23 protein-coding genes and 1 tRNA gene are annotated in these 23,690 nt (G+C 65.6%); 11 read left to right on the top strand and 13 right to left on the bottom strand.

The window, feature by feature from the left end; all coding sequences use genetic code 11:
• Nucleotides 1–12 precede the first annotated feature (12 nt).
• From JOF48_RS06670 to JOF48_RS06655, 4 genes are all read right to left on the bottom strand, one after another.
• Nucleotides 13–1,605 carry a helicase HerA-like domain-containing protein gene (locus JOF48_RS06670; protein WP_209678724.1) on the bottom strand — a complete coding sequence of 531 codons (1,593 nt, stop codon included), beginning with the start codon at nt 1,603–1,605 and terminating at the stop codon, nt 13–15.
• A gap of 30 nt (nt 1,606–1,635) precedes the next feature.
• Entirely contained in the window at nt 1,636–2,562 is a 927-nt protein-coding gene (locus JOF48_RS06665) for an AEC family transporter (protein ID WP_209678721.1), read from the bottom strand.
• A 101-nt stretch (nt 2,563–2,663) separates the two neighbouring features.
• Complete coding sequence (gene panD, locus JOF48_RS06660) at nt 2,664–3,080, bottom strand: aspartate 1-decarboxylase (RefSeq protein WP_209678718.1); 417 nt, start codon at nt 3,078–3,080, stop codon at nt 2,664–2,666.
• Between the two features lie 73 nt (nt 3,081–3,153).
• Nucleotides 3,154–4,029 carry a LysR substrate-binding domain-containing protein gene (locus JOF48_RS06655; protein WP_342591171.1) on the bottom strand — a complete coding sequence of 292 codons (876 nt, stop codon included), beginning with the start codon at nt 4,027–4,029 and terminating at the stop codon, nt 3,154–3,156.
• Nucleotides 4,030–4,159: 130 nt separating this feature from the next.
• Here JOF48_RS06655 and JOF48_RS06650 point away from each other — a divergent pair, with 130 nt between their 5' ends.
• Nucleotides 4,160–5,413 (top strand): MFS transporter, encoded by a 1,254-nt coding sequence (locus JOF48_RS06650; RefSeq protein ID WP_209678712.1) that lies wholly within the window; start codon nt 4,160–4,162, stop codon nt 5,411–5,413.
• On the opposite strand, the gene JOF48_RS06645 is transcribed toward JOF48_RS06650, so the two are convergent.
• Entirely contained in the window at nt 5,410–5,829 is a 420-nt protein-coding gene (locus JOF48_RS06645) for a very short patch repair endonuclease (protein WP_209678709.1), read from the bottom strand. The genes JOF48_RS06650 and JOF48_RS06645 overlap by 4 nt on opposite strands.
• A 184-nt stretch (nt 5,830–6,013) precedes the next feature.
• Between JOF48_RS06645 and JOF48_RS06640 the strand changes: the two genes are divergently transcribed.
• Nucleotides 6,014–7,111 carry a fatty acid desaturase family protein gene (locus JOF48_RS06640; RefSeq protein ID WP_209678706.1) on the top strand — a complete coding sequence of 366 codons (1,098 nt, stop codon included), beginning with the start codon at nt 6,014–6,016 and terminating at the stop codon, nt 7,109–7,111.
• An 18-nt stretch (nt 7,112–7,129) separates the two neighbouring features.
• On the top strand, nt 7,130–7,552 hold the full coding sequence (locus tag JOF48_RS06635; protein ID WP_245346429.1) for a VOC family protein: 423 nt from the start codon (nt 7,130–7,132) through the stop codon (nt 7,550–7,552).
• Between the two features lie 9 nt (nt 7,553–7,561).
• Here JOF48_RS06635 and JOF48_RS06630 read toward each other — a convergent pair whose 3' ends face one another.
• From JOF48_RS06630 to JOF48_RS06610, 6 genes are all read right to left on the bottom strand, one after another.
• A complete protein-coding gene (locus tag JOF48_RS06630) occupies nt 7,562–8,725 on the bottom strand; it encodes a N(5)-(carboxyethyl)ornithine synthase (RefSeq protein WP_209678701.1) in 1,164 nt (387 codons plus the stop codon).
• Nucleotides 8,722–8,856, bottom strand: a complete 135-nt coding sequence (locus JOF48_RS19865; RefSeq protein ID WP_281067961.1) for a hypothetical protein — start codon at nt 8,854–8,856, stop codon at nt 8,722–8,724. The genes JOF48_RS06630 and JOF48_RS19865 overlap by 4 nt, the downstream gene beginning before the upstream one ends.
• A gap of 128 nt (nt 8,857–8,984) precedes the next feature.
• Nucleotides 8,985–9,055: transfer RNA gene (locus JOF48_RS06625), tRNA-Gly, on the bottom strand.
• A gap of 90 nt (nt 9,056–9,145) precedes the next feature.
• Complete coding sequence (locus tag JOF48_RS06620; RefSeq protein WP_209678698.1) at nt 9,146–9,427, bottom strand: SHOCT domain-containing protein; 282 nt, start codon at nt 9,425–9,427, stop codon at nt 9,146–9,148.
• 110 nt (nt 9,428–9,537) lie between these two features.
• Complete coding sequence (locus tag JOF48_RS06615) at nt 9,538–10,716, bottom strand: cation:proton antiporter (protein ID WP_209678695.1); 1,179 nt, start codon at nt 10,714–10,716, stop codon at nt 9,538–9,540.
• A 7-nt stretch (nt 10,717–10,723) separates the two neighbouring features.
• Nucleotides 10,724–11,209 carry a cation:proton antiporter regulatory subunit gene (locus tag JOF48_RS06610; RefSeq protein ID WP_209678693.1) on the bottom strand — a complete coding sequence of 162 codons (486 nt, stop codon included), beginning with the start codon at nt 11,207–11,209 and terminating at the stop codon, nt 10,724–10,726.
• Nucleotides 11,210–11,399: 190 nt separating this feature from the next.
• Between JOF48_RS06610 and dcd the strand changes: the two genes are divergently transcribed.
• Nucleotides 11,400–11,993 (top strand): dCTP deaminase, encoded by a 594-nt coding sequence (gene dcd, locus JOF48_RS06605; RefSeq protein WP_209678691.1) that lies wholly within the window; start codon nt 11,400–11,402, stop codon nt 11,991–11,993.
• Nucleotides 11,994–12,158: 165 nt separating this feature from the next.
• On the opposite strand, the gene JOF48_RS06600 is transcribed toward dcd, so the two are convergent.
• Nucleotides 12,159–13,475, bottom strand: coding sequence for an MFS transporter (locus JOF48_RS06600; protein ID WP_245346428.1), 1,317 nt, complete (start codon nt 13,473–13,475; stop codon nt 12,159–12,161).
• Between the two features lie 200 nt (nt 13,476–13,675).
• Between JOF48_RS06600 and JOF48_RS06595 the strand changes: the two genes are divergently transcribed.
• Genes JOF48_RS06595 through mnhG form a run of 6 tightly spaced genes read left to right on the top strand, consistent with a single transcriptional unit; the run spans nt 13,676 to nt 20,090 of the window.
• Nucleotides 13,676–16,651 carry a Na+/H+ antiporter subunit A gene (locus JOF48_RS06595; protein ID WP_209678688.1) on the top strand — a complete coding sequence of 992 codons (2,976 nt, stop codon included), beginning with the start codon at nt 13,676–13,678 and terminating at the stop codon, nt 16,649–16,651.
• The gene (locus JOF48_RS06590; RefSeq protein ID WP_209678686.1) at nt 16,648–17,181 is read left to right on the top strand and encodes a Na(+)/H(+) antiporter subunit C; all 534 of its coding nucleotides are present in this window, start codon (nt 16,648–16,650) and stop codon (nt 17,179–17,181) included. The genes JOF48_RS06595 and JOF48_RS06590 overlap by 4 nt, the downstream gene beginning before the upstream one ends.
• A complete protein-coding gene (locus tag JOF48_RS06585; protein ID WP_209678684.1) occupies nt 17,178–18,800 on the top strand; it encodes a Na+/H+ antiporter subunit D in 1,623 nt (540 codons plus the stop codon). Before JOF48_RS06590 ends, JOF48_RS06585 begins: the two co-directional genes overlap by 4 nt.
• Nucleotides 18,797–19,456: a Na+/H+ antiporter subunit E gene (locus JOF48_RS06580; protein ID WP_209678682.1), complete on the top strand. Its 660-nt coding sequence runs from the start codon at nt 18,797–18,799 to the stop codon at nt 19,454–19,456. The genes JOF48_RS06585 and JOF48_RS06580 overlap by 4 nt, the downstream gene beginning before the upstream one ends.
• A gap of 5 nt (nt 19,457–19,461) precedes the next feature.
• On the top strand, nt 19,462–19,728 hold the full coding sequence (locus JOF48_RS06575; protein ID WP_209684225.1) for an MrpF/PhaF family protein: 267 nt from the start codon (nt 19,462–19,464) through the stop codon (nt 19,726–19,728).
• The gene (gene mnhG / locus JOF48_RS06570) at nt 19,725–20,090 is read left to right on the top strand and encodes a monovalent cation/H(+) antiporter subunit G (protein ID WP_209678679.1); all 366 of its coding nucleotides are present in this window, start codon (nt 19,725–19,727) and stop codon (nt 20,088–20,090) included. The genes JOF48_RS06575 and mnhG overlap by 4 nt, the downstream gene beginning before the upstream one ends.
• A gap of 86 nt (nt 20,091–20,176) precedes the next feature.
• Here mnhG and JOF48_RS06565 read toward each other — a convergent pair whose 3' ends face one another.
• Complete coding sequence (locus JOF48_RS06565) at nt 20,177–20,437, bottom strand: DUF4235 domain-containing protein (protein ID WP_209678675.1); 261 nt, start codon at nt 20,435–20,437, stop codon at nt 20,177–20,179.
• A gap of 324 nt (nt 20,438–20,761) precedes the next feature.
• Here JOF48_RS06565 and JOF48_RS06560 point away from each other — a divergent pair, with 324 nt between their 5' ends.
• Nucleotides 20,762–23,617, top strand: coding sequence for a glycoside hydrolase family 84 protein (locus JOF48_RS06560; RefSeq protein ID WP_209678672.1), 2,856 nt, complete (start codon nt 20,762–20,764; stop codon nt 23,615–23,617).
• Nucleotides 23,618–23,690: the final 73 nt, after the last annotated feature.

Raw genomic sequence — 23,690 nt, 5'->3', positions numbered from 1 at the left:
TCGTGCTCACGATTATCGGCGTCTCTTGCGCGGCGCCGTGCCGAAAATGTCACGGATGAGGCTGCGCCCCATGGACCTGGCAGCACTCTGCAGCCCGCCCTTGAGGCCGCTGCCGAAAGCCCCGCCCAAGGCGCCGATGACATCGGCGGCGATGCCGCCGTCGTTCTTGGGTGCCGGAAGGTTGACGGGAGGCGGCGGGGGAAGGGGGCTGCCCACGGCCGGTCCCGTGGGGGCGGCGGGAGCGGCAGGTGCGGAGGGTGCCTGCAGCTTCTCGTACGCGGAGACGGGGTCGACGGCGGTGCCGTAGGTGGGCAGGAGGGCGGAGGCCGCGATGACGGCCTGGACGGCGTCGGGGGAGCTGGGGCCCATGACGGATCCTGGGGCGCGCAGGCGGGTCAGGGCCACCGGGGTGGGGGCGCCGTTTTCATCCATGACGGTCACCACGGCCTCGCCGATCCCGGCGCTGGTGAGGACCTCCTCGAGGTCGTAGCCGCTGATCGGGAACGTGGAGACGGTGGCTTTCAGCGCCTTGGCGTCCTCAGGGGTGAACGCGCGAAGGGCATGCTGGATGCGGTTGGCCAGCTGCGCCAGGACGTCGGCGGGCACGTCCTTGGGGGTCTGGGTGACGAAGAAGATGCCCACGCCCTTGGAACGGATGAGCCGCACCGTCTGGGTGATGGCGTTCAGGAAGGCCTTGCTGGCGTCGTTGAAGAGCAGGTGCGCCTCGTCGAAGAAGAAGACCAGCTTGGGCTTGTCGAGATCGCCCACCTCGGGCAGGTCGCGGAACAGGTCCGCCAGCAGCCACATCAGGAAGGTGGAGAACAGCAGCGGCTTGTCTTGCACGCTGGGCAGTTCCAGGCAGCTGATGACACCGCGGCCGTCGGGGGCCGTGCGCAGCAGTTCGGCGGTGTCAAACTCTGGCATGCCGAAGAATTCGCCCATGCCCTGGGCGTCCAGGGTGATCAGGTTGCGCAGAATCACGCCGGCCGTGGCCTTGGACAGCCCGCCGAGTTCCTTCAGGTCATCCTTGCCCTCGTCGGAGGTGAGGAATTGGATGACGGCGCGCAGGTCCTTCAGGTCATAAAGTTCCAGGCCCTTGGTGTCGGCGTAGTGGAACACGAGCTGCAGGCTGGATTCCTGGGTTTCATTCAGGTCCAGCACGCGGGCCAGCAGGATGGGACCAAAAGAGGTGATGGTGGCGCGGACCGGGACGCCGCTGCCGTTGCCGCCCAGGGCCAGGAACTCCACGGGGAATGCCTTGGATTCCCACTGCTGGCCGAGCGCCTGGGTGCGTGCGGTGAGCTTTTCGCTGCCCTCGGCGGCCGTGGCCAGGCCGGTGAGATCGCCCTTGATGTCAGCCATGAAGACGGGGACGCCCGCGGTTGAAAGCTGTTCGGCGATCATGTGCAGCGTGACGGTCTTGCCCGTGCCCGTGGCTCCGGCGACGAGGCCGTGGCGGTTCATCATGGCCAGCGGCAGCGACACCTGCGCTTCCGGGTGGATTTCGCCGTCGGCCATGGCCGCGCCGAGGGCGATCGAGGAGCCCTCAAAGGTGTAGCCGGTGGTGATTGCCGTGATCAACTCTGATGCGGATTTGCTAGCCATAACGAAAGCGTACCGCGCATCCCCGCCGACTCAGCCCAAGAGGAACGCCACGCCGAACATTGCCGGAATGGCCAGCACGGTGGTCAGGAGCACGGTGTCCTTGGCGACGGCGACGCCCACCTGGTAGCGCTGCGCCGTCACGTAGACGTTCTGTGCCGTGGGCAGTGCCGCGGCAATCACGACGGCGAACAGTTCCGCCCCGCCCAGCCCCAAGGCAAAGTGCCCCAACAGGAAGGCGACGGTGGGGTGCAGCACCAACTTGAAGCTTGTGGCCAGGAGGATGTCGGGGCGCCTGCCGTCGGCCGGGTTCAGCGGCCGCGTGGTCCCCAGCGACATGCCGAAGGCGATGAGGATGGAGGGGATGGCGGCGCCGGCGATCAGGTGCAGCGGCTCCGCCACGAGCGACGGAAGCGCCCAGCCGGTGGCCGACAGCACCAGGCCCACCGCGGTGCCAAGGATCATCGGGTTGCTGATGATCTGCAGCAGCACCCGCCCGGGCGTGGCGCGGCGGCCGCTCGTGAGGCCGTCGAGCAGCATGAGGTAGACGGGCGTGTAAAACGCCAGCTGGAAAACCAGCACGGGGGCAATCAAGGCCGCGTCGCCCAGGACATATGCCGCAATGGGAATACCCAGGTTGGCGGCATTCGCGGTGGAGGAAGACATGGCTGCCAGCAGTGATTCGGCCAGCGTGCGCCGGAGCCAGAATTTTACGATGACAAGGCAGATTCCGGCCGTGATGACGGCGCTGGCCGCGGCCACGAGGAGGGGCGCGGCAAAAACCACATGGAGATCCGCCCGGGCCAGAGTCTCCACGAGCAGTGCCGGGCTCGCCACGAAGAAGGAGAGCCTGCTCAGGACGATTTGGGCGTTCTCGCCCAGGACCTTTTTGCGGCCCGCGAACCAGCCCACCAGGATGATGAGCCAGACTACGGAGAAACCCTCGATGACGGACAGCACAAGCTACAGCTTAGTGAACCGGGCGCCGATGCCCGGACTGCACCCCTTGGCCGCACCATCGGCACCCGCGGAAGTTGCCGGGGCGGGCAGGCGGGACTGGGTTAGCGGGACTGCGCCAAGGCGGGGCGCAGCAGGCCCTCGGTGATGGCCTCGGCCGGATCGCTGCCCAGGTGGACGATCTTGTTGTTCGCGTCGACGTGGACGACGGAGGGCACATAGTCGCGCGCCTCGGCGTCGCTCATCTGGGCGTAGGTCATCAGGATCACGAGGTCGCCAACGTTGACCAGGTGCGCGGCGGCACCGTTGATGCCAATGACGCCGGACCCACGCTCGCCGGCGATCGTGTAGGTTTCCAGGCGCGCACCATTGGTGATGTCCACGATCGAGACGAGCTCGCCTGGCAGAATGTCCGCAGCGTCCAGCAGATCGGCGTCGACCGTCACGGAGCCCACGTAGTGCAGGTCGGCGTGGGTGACGGTGGCGCGGTGGATCTTGGACTTAAACATTGTTCGCATCATAACGGGGTCAAGTCTACCGCCGCGGGCCCAGGAATGGCTGTGAGCTGCCTTACCGCACCGGCTTCGGGGCCACCTATCGCCGTCCCACCGGCGTCAGTTTGCGGCCCATGATGGCGCGGGTCAGGGCGTCGACCACCTCGGTGTTGGCCAGCGGGTTGCGGATCAGGGTGAAGTCGACGTCGCCCACTGGCGGCAGGTCGAAGCGCTTGGTGATCACCTTTAAGTCCTCCGGAACCAGCGAGGTCGGCATGACGGCAATGCCGATCCCCGCCCGCAGTGCAGCCAGGACCCCGCTGATCTGCTTGGTGGTGCAGGTGACCCGCCAGGTGCGGCCCGCGGCTTCGAGGGCGTCGAGCGCCAGCTTCCGGCTCAGGCTCGGGGCCGGGTAGACGATGACTGGCACGGGCTCGCCCGGCTCCAGTACGGTCTGCTCGAGGCCCACCCAGTCGAAGGTGTCCTTCTTGACCACCTCGCCCTCCTGTGCGCCGGACACCCACTTGACGAAGACGAGGTCCAGGGCGCCGGCCTTGAGGCGGCGGTGCAGCTGGTCGCTCTGGCTGACGGTCAGCTCGAGGTTGATCTGCGGGTACAGCTGGCGGAATTCACGCAGGATCCGGGGCAGGCCCGTAATGGCCAGGTCGTCGGCAGTGCCAAAGCGCAGCCGGCCCTTCATGGCGGCACCGGAGAAGTAGCGGGTCGCGGCGTCGTTGGCGGACAGGATGGTGCGGGCAAAGCCGGCCATGGCGTCGCCGTTGTCCGTCAGGCGGAGTTCGCGCGTGTCTCGGGTGACCAGGATTCGCCCGGCCGCCTGCTCCAGTTTCCGCACATGCTGGCTGACCGTTGGCTGGCTGATGCCCAGCCGTTCGGCGGCCCTGGTGAAGTTGCGGGTCTCTGCCAACGCAAGAAAGCTCTTGAGCTGAACGGGGTCAAAAGTTGGGGCGTCCGACACGGTCCACATCCTAGGGACTATTACGTTCTTCAATAGTGTTTATAGGCATCATACTATTTCGGCATAAATTGTTACGGCCTATGGTTGAAGAGGTAAAGCCCAATCACCTTCGAGTCCCAGGACTGATCCGTTGACTCCCCCCTCAACACCGCAGAATCCCGCCCTGACCGCCCCCATCAACATCGTGACCACCCGGCCGCCGTGGAGCCAGACGTTCTCCTCGCTCAAGATCCGAAACTACCGCATCTTCGCTTCCGCCAACCTTCTGGCCGTGATCGCCCTCTGGATGCAGCGGGTGGCCCAGGACTGGATGGTCCTGGAGCTCTCAGGTTCGGTGACCGCCGTCGGAATTACCGTTTTCATGCAGTTCATCCCCTCCCTCGTCCTCATGCCGCTGGGCGGAATCCTCGCAGACCGCTACTCCAAGCGCCTCATCCTCATGATCAGCCAGGGCGCGGCCGGTGCGCTGGCGGCAATCATGGCCGTGCTGGCGCTGACCGGGCACCTTGAGGTCTGGCACATCTATGTCATCGCCTTCGTGCTGGGCCTGGTGGTGGTGGCCGACCAGCCCGCCCGCCAGGTCTTCGTCAACGAACTGGTGGGGCCGGCGCAACTGCGCAACGCCATCAGCCTGAACTCCTCGATCTTCCAGCTGGGCGGCATGATCGGCCCGGCAGTCAGCGGTGTCATGATCATGGCGATCGGCGGCGGCTGGGCCTTTGCCGCCAATGCACTGGCCTGCACCATCACCGTCATCTCACTGCTGCTGATCCGCAAGAACGAGCTGGTGCTCATGCCTCCGGTGAAGCGCGCCAAGGGGCAGCTCGCGGAGGGTTTCCGCTACGCCATTGGCAAGCCGACCATCTTCTGGCCGGCCATGATGGCCGCCGTTTTTGCCATCTTTGGCCTAAGCCTGCCGGTGCTGATGGCCGCCTACGCCAACAACGTGTTCGACGCCGGTGCCGGAGGCTACGGCCTGCTGAACACCCTGGTTGCGCTCGGTGCGCTGTGCGGGGCACTGGCCTCCACCCGCGTCGCCACGCTGCGCCTGCGTGGTGTCATGTCTGCGGCGGGTGCCTACGGAGTGGTGCTGATGATCGCCTCGCTGGCCCCCAACATGGTCACGTTTGGCGCCGTCATGGTGGTGGCGGGCTTTGCCTCGCTGCTGTTCCTGACCAGCTCCAACCAGCTGGTGCAAATGTCCACGAATGTCACGATCCGAGGCAGGGTCATGAGCCTGTACATCATGGTGCTCATTGGCGGGCAGGCCCTGGCCGCCGTGGTGATCGGGCTGGTGCTGGCCAAGCGGGGCCAGCTGACACTGCGCTTGAACCTGCGCAGCGCCAGGCACCCGATTTTCATTGAAGCGAAGCCCGCGGGCTAAAGCCGGGGCGGCCCCAGGGCGCGGTGGAGGGAATCGGCCACGGCGTTCAGGCTTCGCAACTCGCATTCCCACACCGTGACGGCCGTCCAGCCGCGATTGGCCAGTTCGGTGAGCGCCTGCCCGTCGCGTTCAACGGTCCTGTTGCGCTTGGCTTCCCAGAACTCGGCATTGGTGGCGGGTTTGTGTGTGCCGTTGGGGCAGCTGTGCGAATGCCAAAAACAACCGTTGACGAAGACAGCCACACGGCGGCGCCGAAACACCAGGTCCGGAGTGCCGGGCAGGTCTGCCGCATGCAGCCGGTACCTGTAACCTTCGGCGAACAACATCCGGCGCACCAGCATTTCCGGCTTGGTGTCCTTGCTGTGGATGTGCGACATCACTTTATGGCGCTGTTCCCTGGTCAGTGAATCAACCATGCGGCCATGCTACGCGCAGTGGCTGGGTGCCGGCCCAGGAATTGGGCAGCGCCTGGCGGCGCAATTTCGCCCGGCAGCGGCCCGGTCTTTCCATCGGTCGGGGGACTAAAATGGAAGCTACGGAAGATCCTTTTCGCTCTCAATTGCCGGCTTTGACGGTCGACCCTGACCCGCCGGTGACACCATGCAAGCACGACTCAGACCCGCCATAGGGCCGCGTCACGCCGTGGATCGTCCCACTCGCGGCAACCCGATCATTGAGACCTATGCGGTGCTGCTGAAAAGTGTGCGGACCGCAGGCCTCATGCGCCGCCGTCGAACCTTCTACGCGGTGGTGTTTGCCGTACTGCTGCTGTTGCTCGCCGCCGCAGGCGCCGGCTTCATGCTGCTGGGGCAGACCTGGTTCCAACTGCTGATCGCCGCAGCCCTGGGGGTCTTGTTCACGCAGTTCGCCTTTCTGGGGCACGAAGCTGCCCACCACCAAGTGTTTGCCTCGGGCCCTGTCAATGACTGGAGCGCCAGGATCCTCGGGCCGCTGTTGGTGGGCATGAGCTACGCCATGTGGGTCAAGAAGCACACTGCCCACCACCAAAACCCGAACACCAAGGGCAAGGACCCGGACATCCACACGGGGGTGGTGGCGTTCCATGAGGAAGGTGCTGCCGCGAAGCACGGACTGCCCGCCGCCTTCACCCGACACCAGGGAACGCTGCTGTTTCCGTTGATCCTGTTCCTGGGTGTCAGCCTGGTCTTCGACTCGGGCAGGACCTTGTTTGCCCGGCGCGGAGTCAAATACCGGTACGTGGAGATTGCGATGCTCGTGCTGCGATTCGGTGTCTACCTGGCCCTGCTGTTCATGGTGCTGCCGTGGGGAATGGCCCTTGCGTTTCTTGCCGTGCAAATGGGAGTCTTCGGGTTCTACATGGGCGCCTCATTTGCGCCGAACCACAAGGGCATGCCCGTTCTGGAGGCCGGAAGCCGGGTGGATTTCCTCACCCGCCAGGTGGTCACCAGCCGCAACATCCGTGGCGGCTGGTTCATGGACACGCTCATGGGCGGGCTGAACCGGCAGGTGGAGCACCACCTGTTCCCGGACATGGCCCGGCCCGAGCTGCCCCGCGCCAACGCCATGGTGCGGCAGGCCTGTGAACGCAACGGCATTGTTTTCACCGAGACTGGCCTGCTGGAGTCGTACGCCATTGTGGTGCGCTACCTGAACCGGGTGGGCCTGTCTGCGGCGGACCCCTTTGAATGCCCGCTCGTGCGGCAATACCGCCAATAGGACAGGATGGAGGAGGTCATGGAGCAGGTCAGTGTCCGGTACATCGTTCACGACGTCGATGCCGCCTTGGACTTTTACGTGCGGTTGCTGGGGTTCACGGAAGTCATGCATCCGGCACCCGGATTCGCGATGCTCACCCTCGGCGGCCTGCGGCTGCTGCTCAGCGCCCCGGGATCCGTGGATGCCAAGGGCGCCCCCGGCGGGGGAGGCAGGGCCACGCCCGACGGCGCCGTGCCGGCGCCGGGCGGGTGGAACAGGTTCTCACTTCAGATGCCCGATCTGGACGCAGAGGCGTCCCGGCTCAGCGCGGCGGGAGTTCATTTCCGCGGCGGCATCATCGAAGGAATCGGAGTCAGGCAGATTCTGCTGGAGGACCCCTCCGGCAACCTGGTCGAATTGTTCGAACCACTGTTGCCGGAGGCGTCCCACAAACTGTTCTAGCCGCTCCGTCTAACCTTCGGCCAGAGGCAGGTGCGGATACGCCTCCTGGCGCCGCTGGAACTCAAGGATGGCCGGGTTGACGATGACGCCGTCGGAAATTTCAATGGCGCGCTGAATGGTGTCCCGTCCAGCCCATGCGTCCGGGCCCTCCAGCACCGTCTCGATGAACGGCATCAGGGCCTCGCTGATTTCCCACGTGGCCGAATTCCACAGGTAGCTGGGGCTGTGGTCCACGGCGTAGTAGTTGATGTGGTCGCCCACGGTGAACATGGGGTCGGTGAACGTTGTGCTGCGGGCCCAGCTGAACCCCATGCCCTCGTCGCACGAGACGTCCACAATCAGGCTGCCGGGCCGGAACCCGTCAAGGTCCGCCTCGGTCAGGTACGTCATGGGCGCGTTGGGGTCCTGCAGGGTGCAGTTCACCACGATGTCCGCCTCCGCCAGGAACTCGCCCAGCGGTACATCCCCGTCCTCAAGCATGACAAAACCGGCGTGCGGCGCTTCGGGTGCGAAATCAAATTGCACCATCTCGACCGAATGGATCGGCGCGGCAACGGCTGCCACACTCCGGCTGGTCAGCACCTGCACATCGTGGATGCCCAGGGCCTTCAAGGCCGTCACGGCACCCCGGGCCGTGGCACCAAAGCCAATGACGACGGCGCTCATGCGGCGGCCATAGTCGCCGGTGGACCCGGTCAGTGCCAGGGAGTGCATGACGGAACAGTAGCCGGCCAGCTCGTTGTTCTTGTGGAACACGTGCAGCCCAAAACCGCCGTCGGAGGCCCAGTGGTTCATGACCTCAAAGGCGATCAGCGTCAGCTTCTTGTCGATGGCAAGCTGGGTGATGGCGCGGTCCTGGACGCAGTGCGGCCAGCCCCACAGCACCTGGCCGTCCTTCATGTCGGCCAGGTCCGATGCCTGCGGCTTGGGCAGAAGCAGTACATCCGACTGCGCGATGACCTGCTCGCGGGAGGCGACCGAGCCCACCAAACCGGCCAGCGCGCCGTCTGACATGCCAAAGCGGGTGCCGTACCCCTCCTCAACCACCATCCGGGCGAGGATGTCGGGCTCGATGCGGGAAAAATGCTCGGGGTGGATGGGTGCACGCCGCTCATCGGGCTTGCTGGATTTGCCTAAAACGCCGAGCCGCAGCCCGGTCCTCGCGGCACTCATTTTTTCTTTGCGGGGGTGGGTTTGTCAGCAATGTTTGCAGCGGTTTCGCCGGCCCGCTTGTCGGCGCGCTTTTCCTTGATGGACTTGCTTGACTTCTTCGATGCGGTTTGCCGTGGTGATTTGTCGCCCATGTCAGCTCCCTAAGGTGGGGCCAAAATGACCCCGTAGCCTGACCCTACACGCACCGGTGCGTTAATCCGCAGCGCATGTTAAACAGCTGTTGCCCCCGGCCAGGCCGGGGGCAACAGCATTCACACAGAGCGGGCGACGGGAATCGAACCCGCGTATCGAGCTTGGGAAGCTAGCGCTCTACCATTGAGCTACGCCCGCACTGGAACCCATGTGCGGCAGGCCGCAGCTGAAGTTCCGCTATTGATTCTAGCCCGTGCCGCGGTGTGCTCATGACCAGTGACACGCCCGTCAGCTGATGATGGATGCCTTCACCGCTGCAAATTCGGCATCGGTCAGGGCGCCGGAGGCGTGCAGGGCGGCGAGGCGTTCCAACTTGTTGAGCAGGTCATCGGCCGGGGCTGCCACGGGAGCGGCCTCCACTGCGGGGGCTGCGGGAGGAACTGCCTGCGCATGCTGCGCGGCGGCCTTGGCGTTCACCGCGTTGCTGGCTGCCGTGGCTGTGCCGGCAATGACTGCCGTGCGGGCTGCGGTGCCCAAAAGACTGGGTCGGTTGCGTCGTCCAAATGCCATGGTGATCTCCTCAGGGTGCCGTTGGGCGAAGCCGCCCGCCGGTTCCCTCATACTACGGCCCTGCCCAAGGCGGGAAGGACGCAAAAAGTCGCGGGCCGCCGTCGGGCTGCCTAAATGGCGGGTTCCGGCTTCTTGCCCTGAACCACGCGCACCAGCGGTTCCACGTACCGGGCGGCGATGGGGCCGCTGACAGCCATGATCAGCACGTAGGTTGTGGCCAGGGCCGCGAGCTCCGTGGGAACGGCGCCGGATGCCACGGCCAGCCCGGCGATGACGATCGAGAACTCGCCCCGGGCAATCAGCGCCGCGCCGGCCCTGGCCCGGCCGGGCACGCCTATGCCCTGTTGCTTCGCCGCCCACCACCCCGTGGCCACCTTCGTGAGGGCTGTGACCAGGGCAAGGATGAGCGCCACGCCCAGGACCGGCGGGATGGTGCGGGGGTCTGTGTTCAGGCCGAACAGCACAAAGAACATGGCGGCGAAGAGGTCGCGCAGGGGCTCCAGGACCCGGGTGGCGTTCTCGGCCGTGCCGCCGGAAATGGCGATGCCCAGCAGGAACGCGCCCACCGCGGCCGAGACCTGCAGCGCCGAGGCCACCCCCGCCACCAGCAGCGCTGCACCGAGCAGCTTCAGCAGAAACGATTCCCGGTCCGGGCTGTCCAGGACGTTGGAGACCATGTGCCCATACCGCAGTGCGCCCAGCAGGACCATGGTGATGACGGCCAGGGAAATTCCGACGGCGGTCAGCCCGCCCAGGAACGACACGCTCGCCAGGACGGCTGTCAGGATGGGCAGGTAGGCGGCCATGGCGAGGTCCTCAATGACCAGCACCGCCAGGATGACGGGGGTTTCGCGGTTGCCGAGGCGGCCGAGGTCGCCCAGCACCTTGGCGATGATGCCGGAGGAGGAACTGTAGGTGATGCCTGCCATGACCAGCGCGCCCACGGGGCCCCAGCCAAGGATCAGGGCGACGGCGACTCCGGGCAGCATGTTCAGGACAAGGTCCACCAGTCCGGCCATCCATGACTGGCGCAGGCCAGTGACCAGTTCCTTTGCCGTATATTCCAGTCCGAGCATAAGCAGCAGGAGGATGACGCCGATCTCGCTGGCGATGTGGGCGAAGTCGTCAATGCCGCCGAGGTTGACGAAGCCGCCGTTGCCGAATGCCAGCCCTCCCAGCAGGTACAGGGGGACCGGCGACATGCCGATGCGGCCGGCCAAACGACCCAGGAATCCGAGCGCGAAAAAGACGATGCCGAGCTGGATCAGTGAGAGGGTCGTTGGGTCCATGGTGCAGCTAGGGCCGGGACTGCAGGATCAGGGCGGCGTCTGCCAGGCCGTTGTCGGTGCCTACGATGACGACGAGGTCGTCGACTTTCAGGATCTCGCCGGGGCGCGGGGAGGCGATGACGTCGTCGCCGCGCAGCAGGGCCACGATGGAGGTGCCGGTGCGGGTGCGCATCTGGGTGTCGCCCAGCGGCCGTCCCGCGAACGCGGTGCCCTTGCGGATCATGATCTGGTGGGTGCTGATGCCGGAGACGTCCTCCTGCTCCGCCGTCAGCTGTGCAACCAGCTGGGCAGAACCCAGCAGCTGGCCCAGCGTCGAGGCCTCATCGGCGCTGAGCGGGATGGACGCGGCGCACGCGTCCGGGTCGTCCACGCGGGAGAGGATCAGTTCCGTGTGGCCGTCGCGGTGGGTCACAACGCCCACCCGCCGTCCGGTGGCCAGGCGCAGCTCCCTGCGCACGCCAATTCCGGGAAGAGGCGTCTCTTCAATATTCATGGCTCCAACTTTAGTCGGGTCTTTCCGTACTGGGGTTAAACGCATTCCGTGCACCATTTAGTCCCGACGGCCGCGGGCAGCCCGCCTTCCGCTCCGGTGCCCGCCGAAAGGGACCCTTAACCGCCCCGGACGCGTCCCCGCGTGACGGGCGCGGACAAGCCGTTGGGCCCAAATGCGCTAAATTTAGGGTGTGCTGATCTCTGACCGCGACATACGTGCCGAAATTGACGCCAAGCGCATTGTCTTGGACCCCTACGACCCCGCCATGGTGCAGCCCTCCAGCGTTGACGTGCGCATCGACAGGTACTTCAGGCTGTTCGACAACCACCGCTACGCCCACATCGACCCCGCCGAGGAGCAGCCCGAGCTGACCCGCCTGGTTGAGGTTGACCCGGACGAGGCCTTCATCCTGCACCCGGGCGAATTTGCCCTCGCCTCCACCTATGAGACGGTCACGCTGCCGGACAACGTCGCTGCACGCCTGGAGGGCAAGTCCTCACTGGGACGCCTGGGCCTGCTCACGCACTCCACCGCCGGATTCATCGACCCCGGTTTCTCCGGCCACGTCACGCTGGAACTCTCCAACGTCGCCACGCTGCCCATCAAGTTGTGGCCGGGCATGAAGATCGGCCAGCTCTGCTTCTTCCAGCTCACCTCGCCGGCCGAGAACGCCTACGGCACGGGCAACAACCTCAACCGCTACCAGGGCCAGCGCGGCCCCACCGCGTCGCGCTCGCACCAGAATTTCCACCGCACCCGGATTGAGCTGCCCTCCGACCAGTGATGCGGCGCCCGTTGCGATGACGCGGGCACATCGAGAGACGTCGTTTTCCCGCTGCCAGACGGTGGGGAGGCGGCGTTTTTTGTTCGTAATTCACGACGGCGGGAGGTCACCTTGGCAGCGCCACGGCGGCCTCCCGCCGTCGTACTTTGTGAGCGGGATGGTTGGCTAACGGTGGGCGGGGGCCTTGACCGGCAGGAGCAACAGCAGGCCCAGCAGCAGCACGGCGAGGATGCCGATGATGCCCCAGCGCTGCGCGCCGAAGATGATGATGCACCAGCCGAACAGCATCGGCGCCAGGAACGAGACGGCGCGGCCGGTCGTGGCGTAGAGGCCGTACATTTCGCCCTCGTGGCCCGGGGTGGCAAGGCGGCCCATGAAGGTGCGGGCCGAGGACTGGGCGGGGCCGACAAACAGGCACAGGATCAGGCCGAAGATCCAGAAGGCTTCCTTGCCGTCCAGAAACAGCAGGGCGCCGCCGGAAACAAGCAGGCCCACGAGTGAGGTGACGATGACGGCCTTGGGCCCGAACTTGTCGTCGAAGAAGCCGGCGGACAGTGCGCCGACTGCGGCCACCACGTTTCCGGCGATGGCGAAGATGAGGACGTCGCCGGTCTCGAAGCCGAAGGAGCCCACGGCCAGGACGGCGCCGAAGGTGAATATGGCGGCCAGCCCGTCGCGGAAGATGGCGGAGGAAACCAGGAAGAAGAGCGTGTGTCGCTCGTGCCTCCACAGGCGCATGATGGTTTGGAACAGTTCCTTGTAGGACTGGAAGAAGCCCACCTTGGGCTCGTTGGGGTCCGGCTTGGTTTCCGGGATGGCCAACATGACGGGGATGGCGAAGATGAGGATCCACAGGGCAGAGAAGACGGCCACGGCGCGGTAGGTCATGCCGTCGGCGCTGGTGATCCCGAAGATGCCCACCTCAGGCTTGATGAGAGCGAAGAACACGATGAGCAGGGCCACGATGCCGCCCAGGTAGCCGGCAGCCCAGCCGAATCCGCTGATCCGGCCAATGGTGTGCTTGTTGGAGATCTGCAGGAGCATGGCGTTGTAGTTCACGCCGGCAATTTCGAAGAACACGTGCCCGGCCGCGATCAGCATGCAGCCAAGGAGCAGGTAGGACTCGCTGGGCTGGACAAAGAAGCACGCACCCGTCAGCACTACGACGATCAGGGTGTTGATGCCCAGCCACATCTTGCGCCGGCCGCTGTGGTCTGTGCGCTGGCCGGCGACCGGTGCCAGCGCGGCGATGGCAAAGCCGGAAACGGACATGGCGAAGGCCAGGGTGGCGGTGGCCTTGTCGGCGCCGCCAAACCCCTCATTCTTGGTCAGGTACAGGGCCGTGAAGATAAACGTGGTCATCACGGCGTTGAATGCAGCGCCGCCCCAATCCCACAACGACCAGGCCGTGATCTGCCAGATGGTCCCGGGATTCTTCTCCGTGTTGGCTGTGGGCACGGGGGCCGCGCCTGAGTTCGTCATACGGCACATGCTATCCGGGCCCCGTGCCGCGGCGCGGTTGCCGCGCGAACATTAAGGCACCGTTCACCCGGGCGGAGCGTGCCGCGGGCGGCCGCCGCGGCATTTTAGGTGCCGCCCACTTGATAGGCTTGGAGGGTTGGATCGCCAACATTCACCCCCGTGATTCGCTCATTGCCGGCCCGAAACATGCGGAGACTTTAGTGTTATTTGTCCTTTGTGCGCACTTCCTTGTGGCCATTTTTGCGCCCATTTTGTTTTCGCGCATGGGACGTTCGGCATTTTATGTGCTGGCCGCAATCCCCGGAATCAGCTTCGTTTGGCTCATTTCCCAGTACAACAATGTGTTCTCCAACACACTCCCCAGCCCTTCGCTGAACATCCCCTGGGTGCCGGTTTTGCGGTTGGACCTGGACTTCCGGATGGATCAGCTCTCCTGGATTCTGTGCCTCCTTGTCCTTGGAATTGGTGCGCTGGTGCTGGCGTATTGCGCCCGCTATTTCAAGACCAACGACGCCGGACTGGGCGGCTTTGGTGCCCAGCTGCTCGCTTTCGCCGGGGTCATGTTTGGGCTGGTCACGGCCGACAACTTTATTCTTTTGTTCATTTTCTGGGAATTGACCACGGTCCTTTCCTATTTGCTGATCGGCTATGCGCGCACCCGCATCGCGGCCCGCCGCGCCGCGCTTCAGGCCCTGATCGTGACGACTTTTGGCGGGCTCGCCATGCTGGTCGGACTCATCATGCTCGGTGAAACGGCAGGCACCTACAGCATCTCCGCGGTGGTGGCCAAGGCGCCCGAGCTGATGGCCGCCGTCGGAAGTTCCAGAACTGTTCTGGACATTGGCATTGCGCTGATCCTGGTGGGCGCCGTGACCAAGTCGGCGCTGCTGCCCTTCCACTTCTGGCTGCCCGGCGCCATGGCTGCGCCCACGCCCGTCAGCGCCTACCTGCACGCTGCCGCCATGGTGAAGGCCGGCATCTACCTGATTGCCCGCCTGGCGCCCGGCTATTCACAGACGGAATACTGGCAGGCCATGATCCTGGTGCTGGGCCTGGGCACCATGCTGCTCGGCGGCTGGCGGGCGCTGCGCCAGCACGACCTCAAGCTCATCCTGGCGTACGGCACCGTCAGCCAGCTGGGCTTTTTGACGCTCGTCGTGGGACTGGGCGGGCAGGAGGCGGCCATGGCCGGCCTCGCCATGGTGCTGGCCCACGGCTTGTTCAAGGCGTCGCTGTTCCTGGTGGTTGGCATCATTGACCACCAAAGCGGCACCCGCGACATCCGGGAACTCTCGGGCGTATTCAAGTCCGCGCCCAAGCTGGGCGTGGTGGCGCTGATCGGTGCCGCATCCATGGCGGGGCTGCCGCCGACCGCCGGTTTCGTGGCCAAGGAAGGCGTCTTTCAGGCGCTGCTGGCCAATGCAGGCCACGGACCCTCCAGCGCCGTCGTCGGGTGGCTTGTCGTGGTGGGTGTGGTCCTCGGGTCCGCGCTGACGTTTGCCTACAGCGCCCGCTTCATGTGGGGCGGGTTCGCCACGAAGTCCAAGGGCATGGCCACGGCGTTCAAGCCCGTGGGATGGCTGTTCCTGGCGGCGCCGGCGCTGCTGGCCATGTTGACGCTCGCCTACGCCATTGTCCCGTCGGTTGTTGAAGGGTGGATCAAGCCGTACAGCTCGCAGTTCCCCTCCTATGACCCCAACGGGCTGCACCTGCTGCTGTGGCACGGCTTCACCCCTGCCCTGGGCCTTAGCGCCGTGGTCGTGGTGCTTGGCCTGGCACTGTTCCTGGCCCGTGCACGGGTGGAGGCATGGCAGGCCAAGGTGCCGTCGGTGGTGGACGCCGAGCGCGGCTACCGCCAGTCCATCGTGATCCTGGATGCGGTGGCGATTTGGGTCACCGGGCGCACCCAGCGCGGTTCACTGTTTTTCTACCTCGTCGTGATCCTGTCGACGGCCATTGCCGCCGTGCTGGCGGTGCTGATCCTCGGCGACCAGCAGTGGAGCAACAACCTCTACCTCGTCGACCCCGGATCCCCGTTCCAAATTGTCGCCGGTGCCGTCATCATCATCGGTGCGGTCGCGGCGGCACGGGCCTCAAAACGGTTCATGGCCGTCCTCATGGTCTCCGTGACCGGCTACGGCATTGCCCTGATCTTTGCGCTGCAGGGCGCCCCGGACCTTGCACTGACGCAGATGCTGGTGGAAACCATCATCCTCGTGGCATTTGTGCTTGCCATGCGCTCACTGCCGGCCGGCCTGGAAGAGCGCAAGTCAGGCAGCCACAAGGGCCTGCGCATGATACTGGGCATCGGATTCGGCGCCACCATGGTGGTGGTGGGGGCCCTTGCCATGGGATCGCGCATCCACGACCCCGTCAGCCTGTCCATGCCGAGAATGGCATATGAGGGCGGCGGCGGCCTCAACGTCGTCAACGTGACCCTGGTGGACATCCGCGCCTGGGACACGTTCGGAGAGGTCTCCGTACTTGCCATCGCCGCCACGGGCATTGCGAGCCTGATCTTCGTCAGGGGCCGCGGCATGAGCCTTCCCCGCGCCGAAACCGTGGAAACCGGGAGTATTGGCAAGCTGCGTTCGTCCCTGCCGGCACCCACCATCAAGATCGCCAAGAAATTCTCCGCCTCCACCCGCAACCCGTGGCTGGTGGCCGGCCGGACGCTGGCCCCTGAACGGCGATCGATCATCATTGAGGTGGTCACGCGCCTGGTGTTCCACAGCATCATGGTCATTTCCGTCTACCTGCTGCTCGTGGGACACAACGGCACCGGCGGCGGCTTTGCCGGCGGCCTGGTGGCCGGGCTTGCCCTCACCATCCGCTACCTGGCCGGCGGGCGCTTTGAGCTGGCGGAGGCCACCCGTGTTTCCGCCGGCACCCTCCTGGGCCTCGGGCTGGCCATGGCGGCGCTGACCGGGCTCATGCCCCTGTTCTTTGGCGGAGAGGTGTTCCAAAGTGCCATCATCAGCTTCGACTGGCCCATTTTTGGCAACATCAAGTTCGTCACCTCAACGCTCTTCGACATCGGCGTGTACCTGATTGTTGTGGGCCTTGTCATCGACGTCCTCCGCAGCCTCGGCTCGGAAATTGACCAGCACGAAGAAAGCGGCATGGCCGGAATTGAACTGATCGAGGACGACGAGCCGTTGGAGGTTGGCCGGTGAGCGCGAACTTGACACTCCTGCTCGTCATGGGCGTCCTGTACGCCGTGGGCATCTACCTGCTGCTGGAAAGAAGCCTGACCCGGGTGCTCCTGGGCCTGATGTTGCTGGCCAATGCCACCAACCTCCTGCTGCTCACCACGGGAGGCTATGCCGGACTGGCGCCGGTCTTCAACAAGGATATTCCCCCAGTGGAATACAACGACCCCCTGCCGCAGGCATTCATCCTCACCTCGATTGTCATTTCCTTCGCCGTCACCGCCTTCATGCTTGGCCTGATCTACCGGTCATGGCTGCTCAGCCGCGCCGATGACATCCAGGTGGACCGCGAAGACATCCGCGTCGCCACCCAGAACCTGTACGACGACGAGGAAGACTCCGAGATTGCGGTGGAAATCTCCGACTTCCACGAGAACGACCAGCCGCTCGACAAACGGGAAACCATTCCCGGAATCGGGCCAAAGCGGCAGGACAAACCCGCCAAACCAGAGCAAGCCGGCAAGCCGGAGCGGCCCGGGAAGGAGAAGGCATGAACATCGCCAGCCTGGCACCGCTAGCAGTCGTCCTGCCCTTCTTGGGAGCCGCCCTCGCATTCGTCCTCATCAAGCATCCGCGTGCCCAGCGCCGTGTCAGCCTGGGCACCATCACCCTGACCCTGGGGCTGGAAGTGCTCGTCCTGGCCAGCGTCTGGAACACCGGGCCCATCGCCGTGGCACTGGGCGGATGGGCGCCGCCGTTCGGCATCGTCATGGTCGCCGACCAGTTCTCCTCGCTGCTGCTGGTGGTCTCCTCAGCGGTGAGCCTGGCCGTGCTCGCCTACGCAACCGGGCAGGGCGCCGCAGACGGTGAAGAGGGCGGGCCCGTCTCCGTCTTTCACCCCACCTACCTGATCCTGGTGGCCGGTGTCTCCAACGCCTTCCTGGCCGGCGACCTGTTCAACCTCTATGTCGGCTTCGAAATCCTGCTGACCGCCAGCTACGTGCTCATGACCCTGGGCGGAACCGGTTCGCGCATCCGCGCCGGCATCACCTATGTCGTGGTCAGTGTGGTGTCATCGGTGCTGTTCCTGATTGCCATCGCCATGGTCTACGGGGCAACCGGCACGGTCAACATGGCCGACCTCGCCATCAAGCTCGGCGAGCTGGACCCCGGAACCCAGAACGTGCTCCATGTGCTGCTGCTCGTGGCGTTCGGCATCAAGGCAGCCGTCTTCCCGCTGTCCTTCTGGCTCCCCGACTCCTACCCAACAGCCCCGGCGCCGGTCACAGCGGTGTTTGCCGGCCTGCTGACCAAGGTCGGCGTATATGCCATTGTGCGTACGGAAACCCTGCTGTTCCCGTCGGACGACTTCAACACGCCCCTGCTGGTGGTGGCCCTGCTGACCATGCTGGTGGGAGTCCTGGGCGCCGTGGCCCAAACAGACATCAAGCGAATGCTTTCCTTCACGCTGGTGAGCCACATCGGGTACATGATCTTCGGCGTCGCGCTCTCATCGGTGCTCGGACTGGCCGCGGCCATCTTCTACACCATCCACCACATCACCATCCAGACCTCCCTCTTCATGGTCACCGGGCTCATTGAACGCCGTGGCGGCAGCTCCTCGATCGGGCGGCTGGGCGGCCTGGCGAAGTTGTCGCCGATCCTGGGCGTGCTCTACTTTGTTCCCGCCATGAACCTGGCAGGCATTCCGCCGTTCTCCGGCTTCCTCGGCAAGCTCGGCCTCCTGCAGGCCGGCGTCGAGGACGGCTCGCCCATGGCCTACGCCCTGGTCGTTGGCGGCGTCGTGGCCAGCCTGCTGACCCTGCTGGTCATGGCGCGCGTCTGGAACCGCGTGTTCTGGCGCAGCACCGCCGACGCCGAGAATCCGGACCCCGTGCTCCTGGCCACCGCGCCCGACGCCTCCGGCGCGCCGAGCATGCGGGCCCTGCGCACCAGCAAGTATGTGGACGCCACCGAGGGCCGCTTCTCCGGCGACAACGAGATCCCCATCCTGCCGAAAATGATGGTGTATTCCACCATGGGTCTGGTGGTGCTGGGCGTGGCCATGACGGTTTTTGCCGGCCCGCTGTTTGACCTGTGCAATGCGGCCGCGGCCGGCATGCTCGAACGCGTGCCCTACATTGCCGCCGTGCTTGGATCGGGGGCCCTGTGAGAACACCGAAGAGCGCCAGGAGCCTGTGGCAGAAGCTGCCACTGCTCATCTGGCTGGTCATTGTCTGGGGCGCCCTGTGGCGGGACTTCAGCGCCGGCAACCTGATATTCGGGGCCGTCATTGCCATCATCGTCTCCCAGCTTTTCTACCTGCCGCCCATCGAACTGAGCGGACGGTTCAACCCGCTGCGGGCCGTGGGCATGATGCTCTGGTTCATCGGCCAGGTGACTGTCGCCAGCTTCCAGGTCCTGTATTGGGCTGTCGTGAAGGGTCCCCGGATTCGCAACGCCGTCGTTGCCGTGCCGTTGCGCAGCCCCTCCGACCTGCTCATGACCGCCGTCGGCCACGTGCTCTCGCTCATCCCCGGTTCGCTTGTGGTCGAGGTGGACCGCGGCCGGGCAACGCTCTACGTGCACGCCATGAATGTCCAGACCCCGGCCGGCGCCGCCAAGGTAAGGTCGGACGTGCAGGGCTTCGAGGCCAGGCTGATTCAGGTCATGGGCACCCGGGAAGAGCTGGCTGCGCTGAACGCGGAGCGGGCGGGCGGGCCAATGGTCAGCCATGCCGACAGGCTCGACGCAGGGACGTACGTTCCGCGTGAATCGTCCGGTGCAGCGGGCGCCGGGGCAGGCAACAACGCGGGGGAGAAGCCATGAGCGCCATGAACATTGTGGTCCTGGTGGTGGCCGTGCTGCTGACCCTGGCCGCGGCGGGCACCATCTACCGCATAGCCAAGGGACCGTCCCTGCTGGACCGGGTCATCGCCGCCGACGTGCTGCTGGCCATCTTCGGTGCGGCCCTGGCCACGGAAATGGCTGTCGACAGGAACCTGGACAACCTGGCGCTGCTCGTGGTGCTGTCCGTGATTGGATTCATCGGCTCGGTGACGGTGGCCCGTTTCGTGGCCCACAAGAAGGAGGACGGATGAACACCCTCATTGATGTCCTGACGGCCATCGCCCTCGTGGGCGGTGCGCTGATGAGCCTTGCCGCCGCCATCGGCCTGCTCCGCTTCCCGGACCTGATGAGCCGCATGCACGCCGCCACCAAGCCGCAGGTGCTGGGCTTGCTGTTGATGCTGACGGCGCTCGGCCTGCAGATGAGGTCGTGGGCCCTGCTGCCCATCCTCCTGGTGGCCTGGCTGTTCCAGCTCCTGACGGTTCCGGTCTCGGCGCACATGGTGGGCCGTGCCGGCTACAGGACGAAGCACCGCCGTCCGGAAATGCTGAGCGTCGACGAGCTCGACCAGGTGGTCGCGGCCGCCGTCGAGGACGACGCACCCGGGAGCTGACTGCCTTTCCCCACAGCATGCAGATGACCCCCAAGGCGCGCCCTTGGGGGGTCATGTGTGCATGCTTGGGGGTTGCGGCGGATTACCTAAACTTCTGTGGGATGCGCGTTGAAGCGGGCAATGGCCTTCTGCGTGGTGCGCCCGGCAACAACCTGGATCACAGCCGCCACGGCTGAGGACACGAGTGCGAACGTGAGTGCCGAACGCAGGCTGTTGCCCAGGTCGGCGCCGTCCTTGGGCGGCTTGTTGCCGGTGGTCTTTTCCCAGACGGTGTCCACCAGCTTGCTGGCGACGAATCCGGCACCCAGGCTAACTCCGGTGCCGAGCAGCTTGAAGACGATGTTCATGTGTGACTCCTGAATTATGTGGCCTGGCTGTTGCAGGCAAGTCCCTATGGTTAGCCTAACGCCTGGCGCCCCCCAGTGTGGCGACCGTGACAAGACGGCCGCCGCGCGCCCTGCCGGACCGGGAGCGCATGCCCGGGCCGTGCGGGTCCCAGTCACAGCCCCGGGCCGCCTGCGGCGGAAAAAGTGTTGGCCGGACGGCGGCTGTGACTAGCCGTTTGGGCCATTGACGGCCATTGGCGCACGTGGCTACTGTTGCAGCAGCCGCGCCTGTGATCCATAACACGCGGTGTTCCGGAGGTATGCAGCCACAAGAGGGGATTTTGTGTGAAAAGCGCGCTCAAGAACGTAGCCAGCGGGGCCCTGGCCCTGGCCATCATCGCAGGGGGAGGCATGGCGGCCCTGTCCACGGCAGCCTTGCCGTCGGCCGAGGCCGCCGCCACGCCGGCGGAAATCCTGCCGCCGCCGCAGGAAGCCGGCAGCTCCGGCGTCGCGGTTCCACTGACGGGAACGGTGAAGGTGGCGGTGGGGTCCGGCACCGACGCCCCGGCGAAGGACCGTCTTGCCGAGGTCATCGCCGCCGCCGGCGGAACAGTGGAATTTGTGGATGCGGCCAATGCCGACGGCGCCACGGTGTTCCTCGGAACCACGGCGGACAACGCGGCCCTGCCCGCAGCACTGGCAACCCTTGGGTCCACAAGTGCCGACGGGCTGGCCGCAGACGGCTATGTCATTGCCACCGGCAATATCTCCGGCAAGCCCGTCCTGGTCCTCAACGGCAGGGACGCCACGGGAACCTTCTATGCCGTGGAGAGCCTGGGCCAGGTGGTGTCCGGCGGCGAAGCCCCGGCCATGACCGTCAGGGACTGGCCGCTCATGTCCATCCGAGGCGGCATCGAAGGCTTCTACGGGATCCCGTGGTCGCACCAGGCCCGCCTGGACCAGTTTGAGTTCTACGGCAAGCACAAGATGAACACGTACATCTACACGCCCAAGGACGACAACTACCTGCGCGCCAAGTGGCGTGAACTGTACCCCGCCGCGGAACTGGCCAAGCTGAAGGAACTCGTGGACACGGCCAGCGCCAACCACGTCAACTTCACGTTTGCCCTGTCCCCGGGGAACGACGTCTGCTACTCCGACACCAACGACTTCAACGCCACCACGGCCAAGTTCGAGCAGCTGCGCAGCATCGGCGTGCGCAGCTTCTACATCGCCCTGGACGACATCAACCCGCGGCTCAACTGTGCCGCCGACCGGGCCAAGTTCACGCTCCCCGGATTCCGCAGCCTGGCCCAGGGGCAGGCGTTCTACCTGAACCGTTTGGTCAACGACTACGTCAACGTCCACGGCCTGGAGCCGCTGCAGACCGTCCCCACCAACTACGCCGGCTCAGGACCCGACGCCTACAAGGACCAGTTCGGCCTCTCCACGGACGACTCAATCCGCATCCAGTGGACCGGCGAGGGCGTCTTCTCCGACCAGATCACGGAAGCCTCCGTCACACGTGCCGTGGACACCTACAACGCCGAACACTTCTACATCTGGGACAACCTGCCGGTCAACGACGGCCAGCGCGGGCGCCTGTTCCTGAACCCCGTGGAAGGCCGCGACCCCAACCTCTACAAGCACATTGACGGCATCACCTCCAACCCTATGATTGAGCCCTACTCCTCGATGATCGCGCTGGCCGGGTTTGGCGACTACGCGTGGAACGGCCCGGCCTACAGCCCCGCCACCACCCAGTCCTCGATCATCTCCGAACTCGCCGGAACAGACCCCGCAGTCCGGGCCTCGCTGGAGACCTTCGTTGACCTGAACCAGAGCTGGAAGCCCTACCGCCCCAGCTCCCAGACGGCACCCGCGCTGACAGCCGACATCGCCGCCTTCTGGGCGGCCTATGACGCCGGCGACACGGCCGGGATGCAGCCGTTGAAGGACCGCCTGGCCGTCATCAAGACAGGCCCGGAAGTCCTCTCAACCATGGCCATGACCGGCTTCTACACGGATTCCGAGCCGTGGATCGACGCCGCCGCCAACTGGGCCGCGGCCATGGATGAGCAGGTCACGATGCTGGAAGCCACCAAATCCGGCGACGGCGTGGCGGCCACCGATGCCGCCCTTGCCGCGGGCGCCGAGATGGCCCTGGCCAAGCGGCCCACCGTCCCCGACGTGGGGCCGAACAACATTGGCATCACACCCAATGTCATAATCCCCTCCGTCGGCGACGGCCTCTTTGAAACCTTCACCACGGAGGCCGCCAAGCGTTACGATGCCTGGCTGAACCTGACGCCCGTGAAGGCATCGGAGAATTACCCGGGCACCGCCTCCAGCACCTTGGGCACCTACCAGAGCTACACGCCGTCGCGCATGGTTGACGGGGACCCCAAGAGCTTCTGGTGGTCCAACGCGGCACCGTCCGTGGGCTCCAGCGTCACCCTTGACCTCGGATCCGTGCAGGAGGTGGGCAAGGTACTCATCCAGCAGGCCGACTCCGACTCCAGTGCGGGCGACATGATCTACCACGCCCGCGTTGAGTACTCGCAGGACGGGGCCACCTGGACCGCAGCCGGCACCTTTGACAGCAAGCCGCGCATCGAGCAGAGCTTCGACACGCCCGTCAACGCCCGCTACTTCCGCCTGTCCGCCGCCGCAACAAACCCGGGCGGCCAGTGGATCAAGATCCGCGAGTTCCAGGCATTCTCGGCCGCCACCAAGCTGGGCACCAACGTGCCCGGCGCCAACGGCACCGGCGTCGAGAACGCCTTCGACGCCAGCATCGCCACCGCCTTTGAAGCCGCCGAATCCCCTGTTGAGGGTTCGCACATGACGTACCTGCTGGACGAGCCGGTGCACATGGAATCTGTGGCCATCGTGGGCCATGTGGCGGGGGACCTGCAGCTGCTGGTCGACGGCGAATGGGTCACCTGGGGTGCCCTGGACCCGGCTGCCAGCTTCCAGGAGGCAACCCTGAAGCCGAACGCCAATGCCAACACCCCGGCCCACAGCCGCAAGCCCGTTTCCGGGGTGCGCATCCTGTTCACACCCGGCGCCGACGGGCTCCCGGTTGTCTACGAACTGGGGCTGCGCGCGACAGGACCCGTGGGCAGTGGCCCGTACATCACGAAGCCGGGCGGCACCCAGGGCAACAGCCTCTCCAACGGGGGCGGCAAGAAGGGGTAATTCCCCGGTGTGGCAGGCATCCGCCCGCCACGCCGGCCGGCCTGAACGGCGGGGCCCGCACCGAATGCAGCAT

Origin of the sequence: Arthrobacter stackebrandtii (genome assembly GCF_017876675.1) — a bacterium.
Classification (GTDB): domain Bacteria; phylum Actinomycetota; class Actinomycetes; order Actinomycetales; family Micrococcaceae; genus Specibacter; species Specibacter stackebrandtii.
The sequence above is the reverse complement of the archived record's forward strand: the minus strand, read 5'-3'. Positions and strand labels throughout refer to the sequence as shown.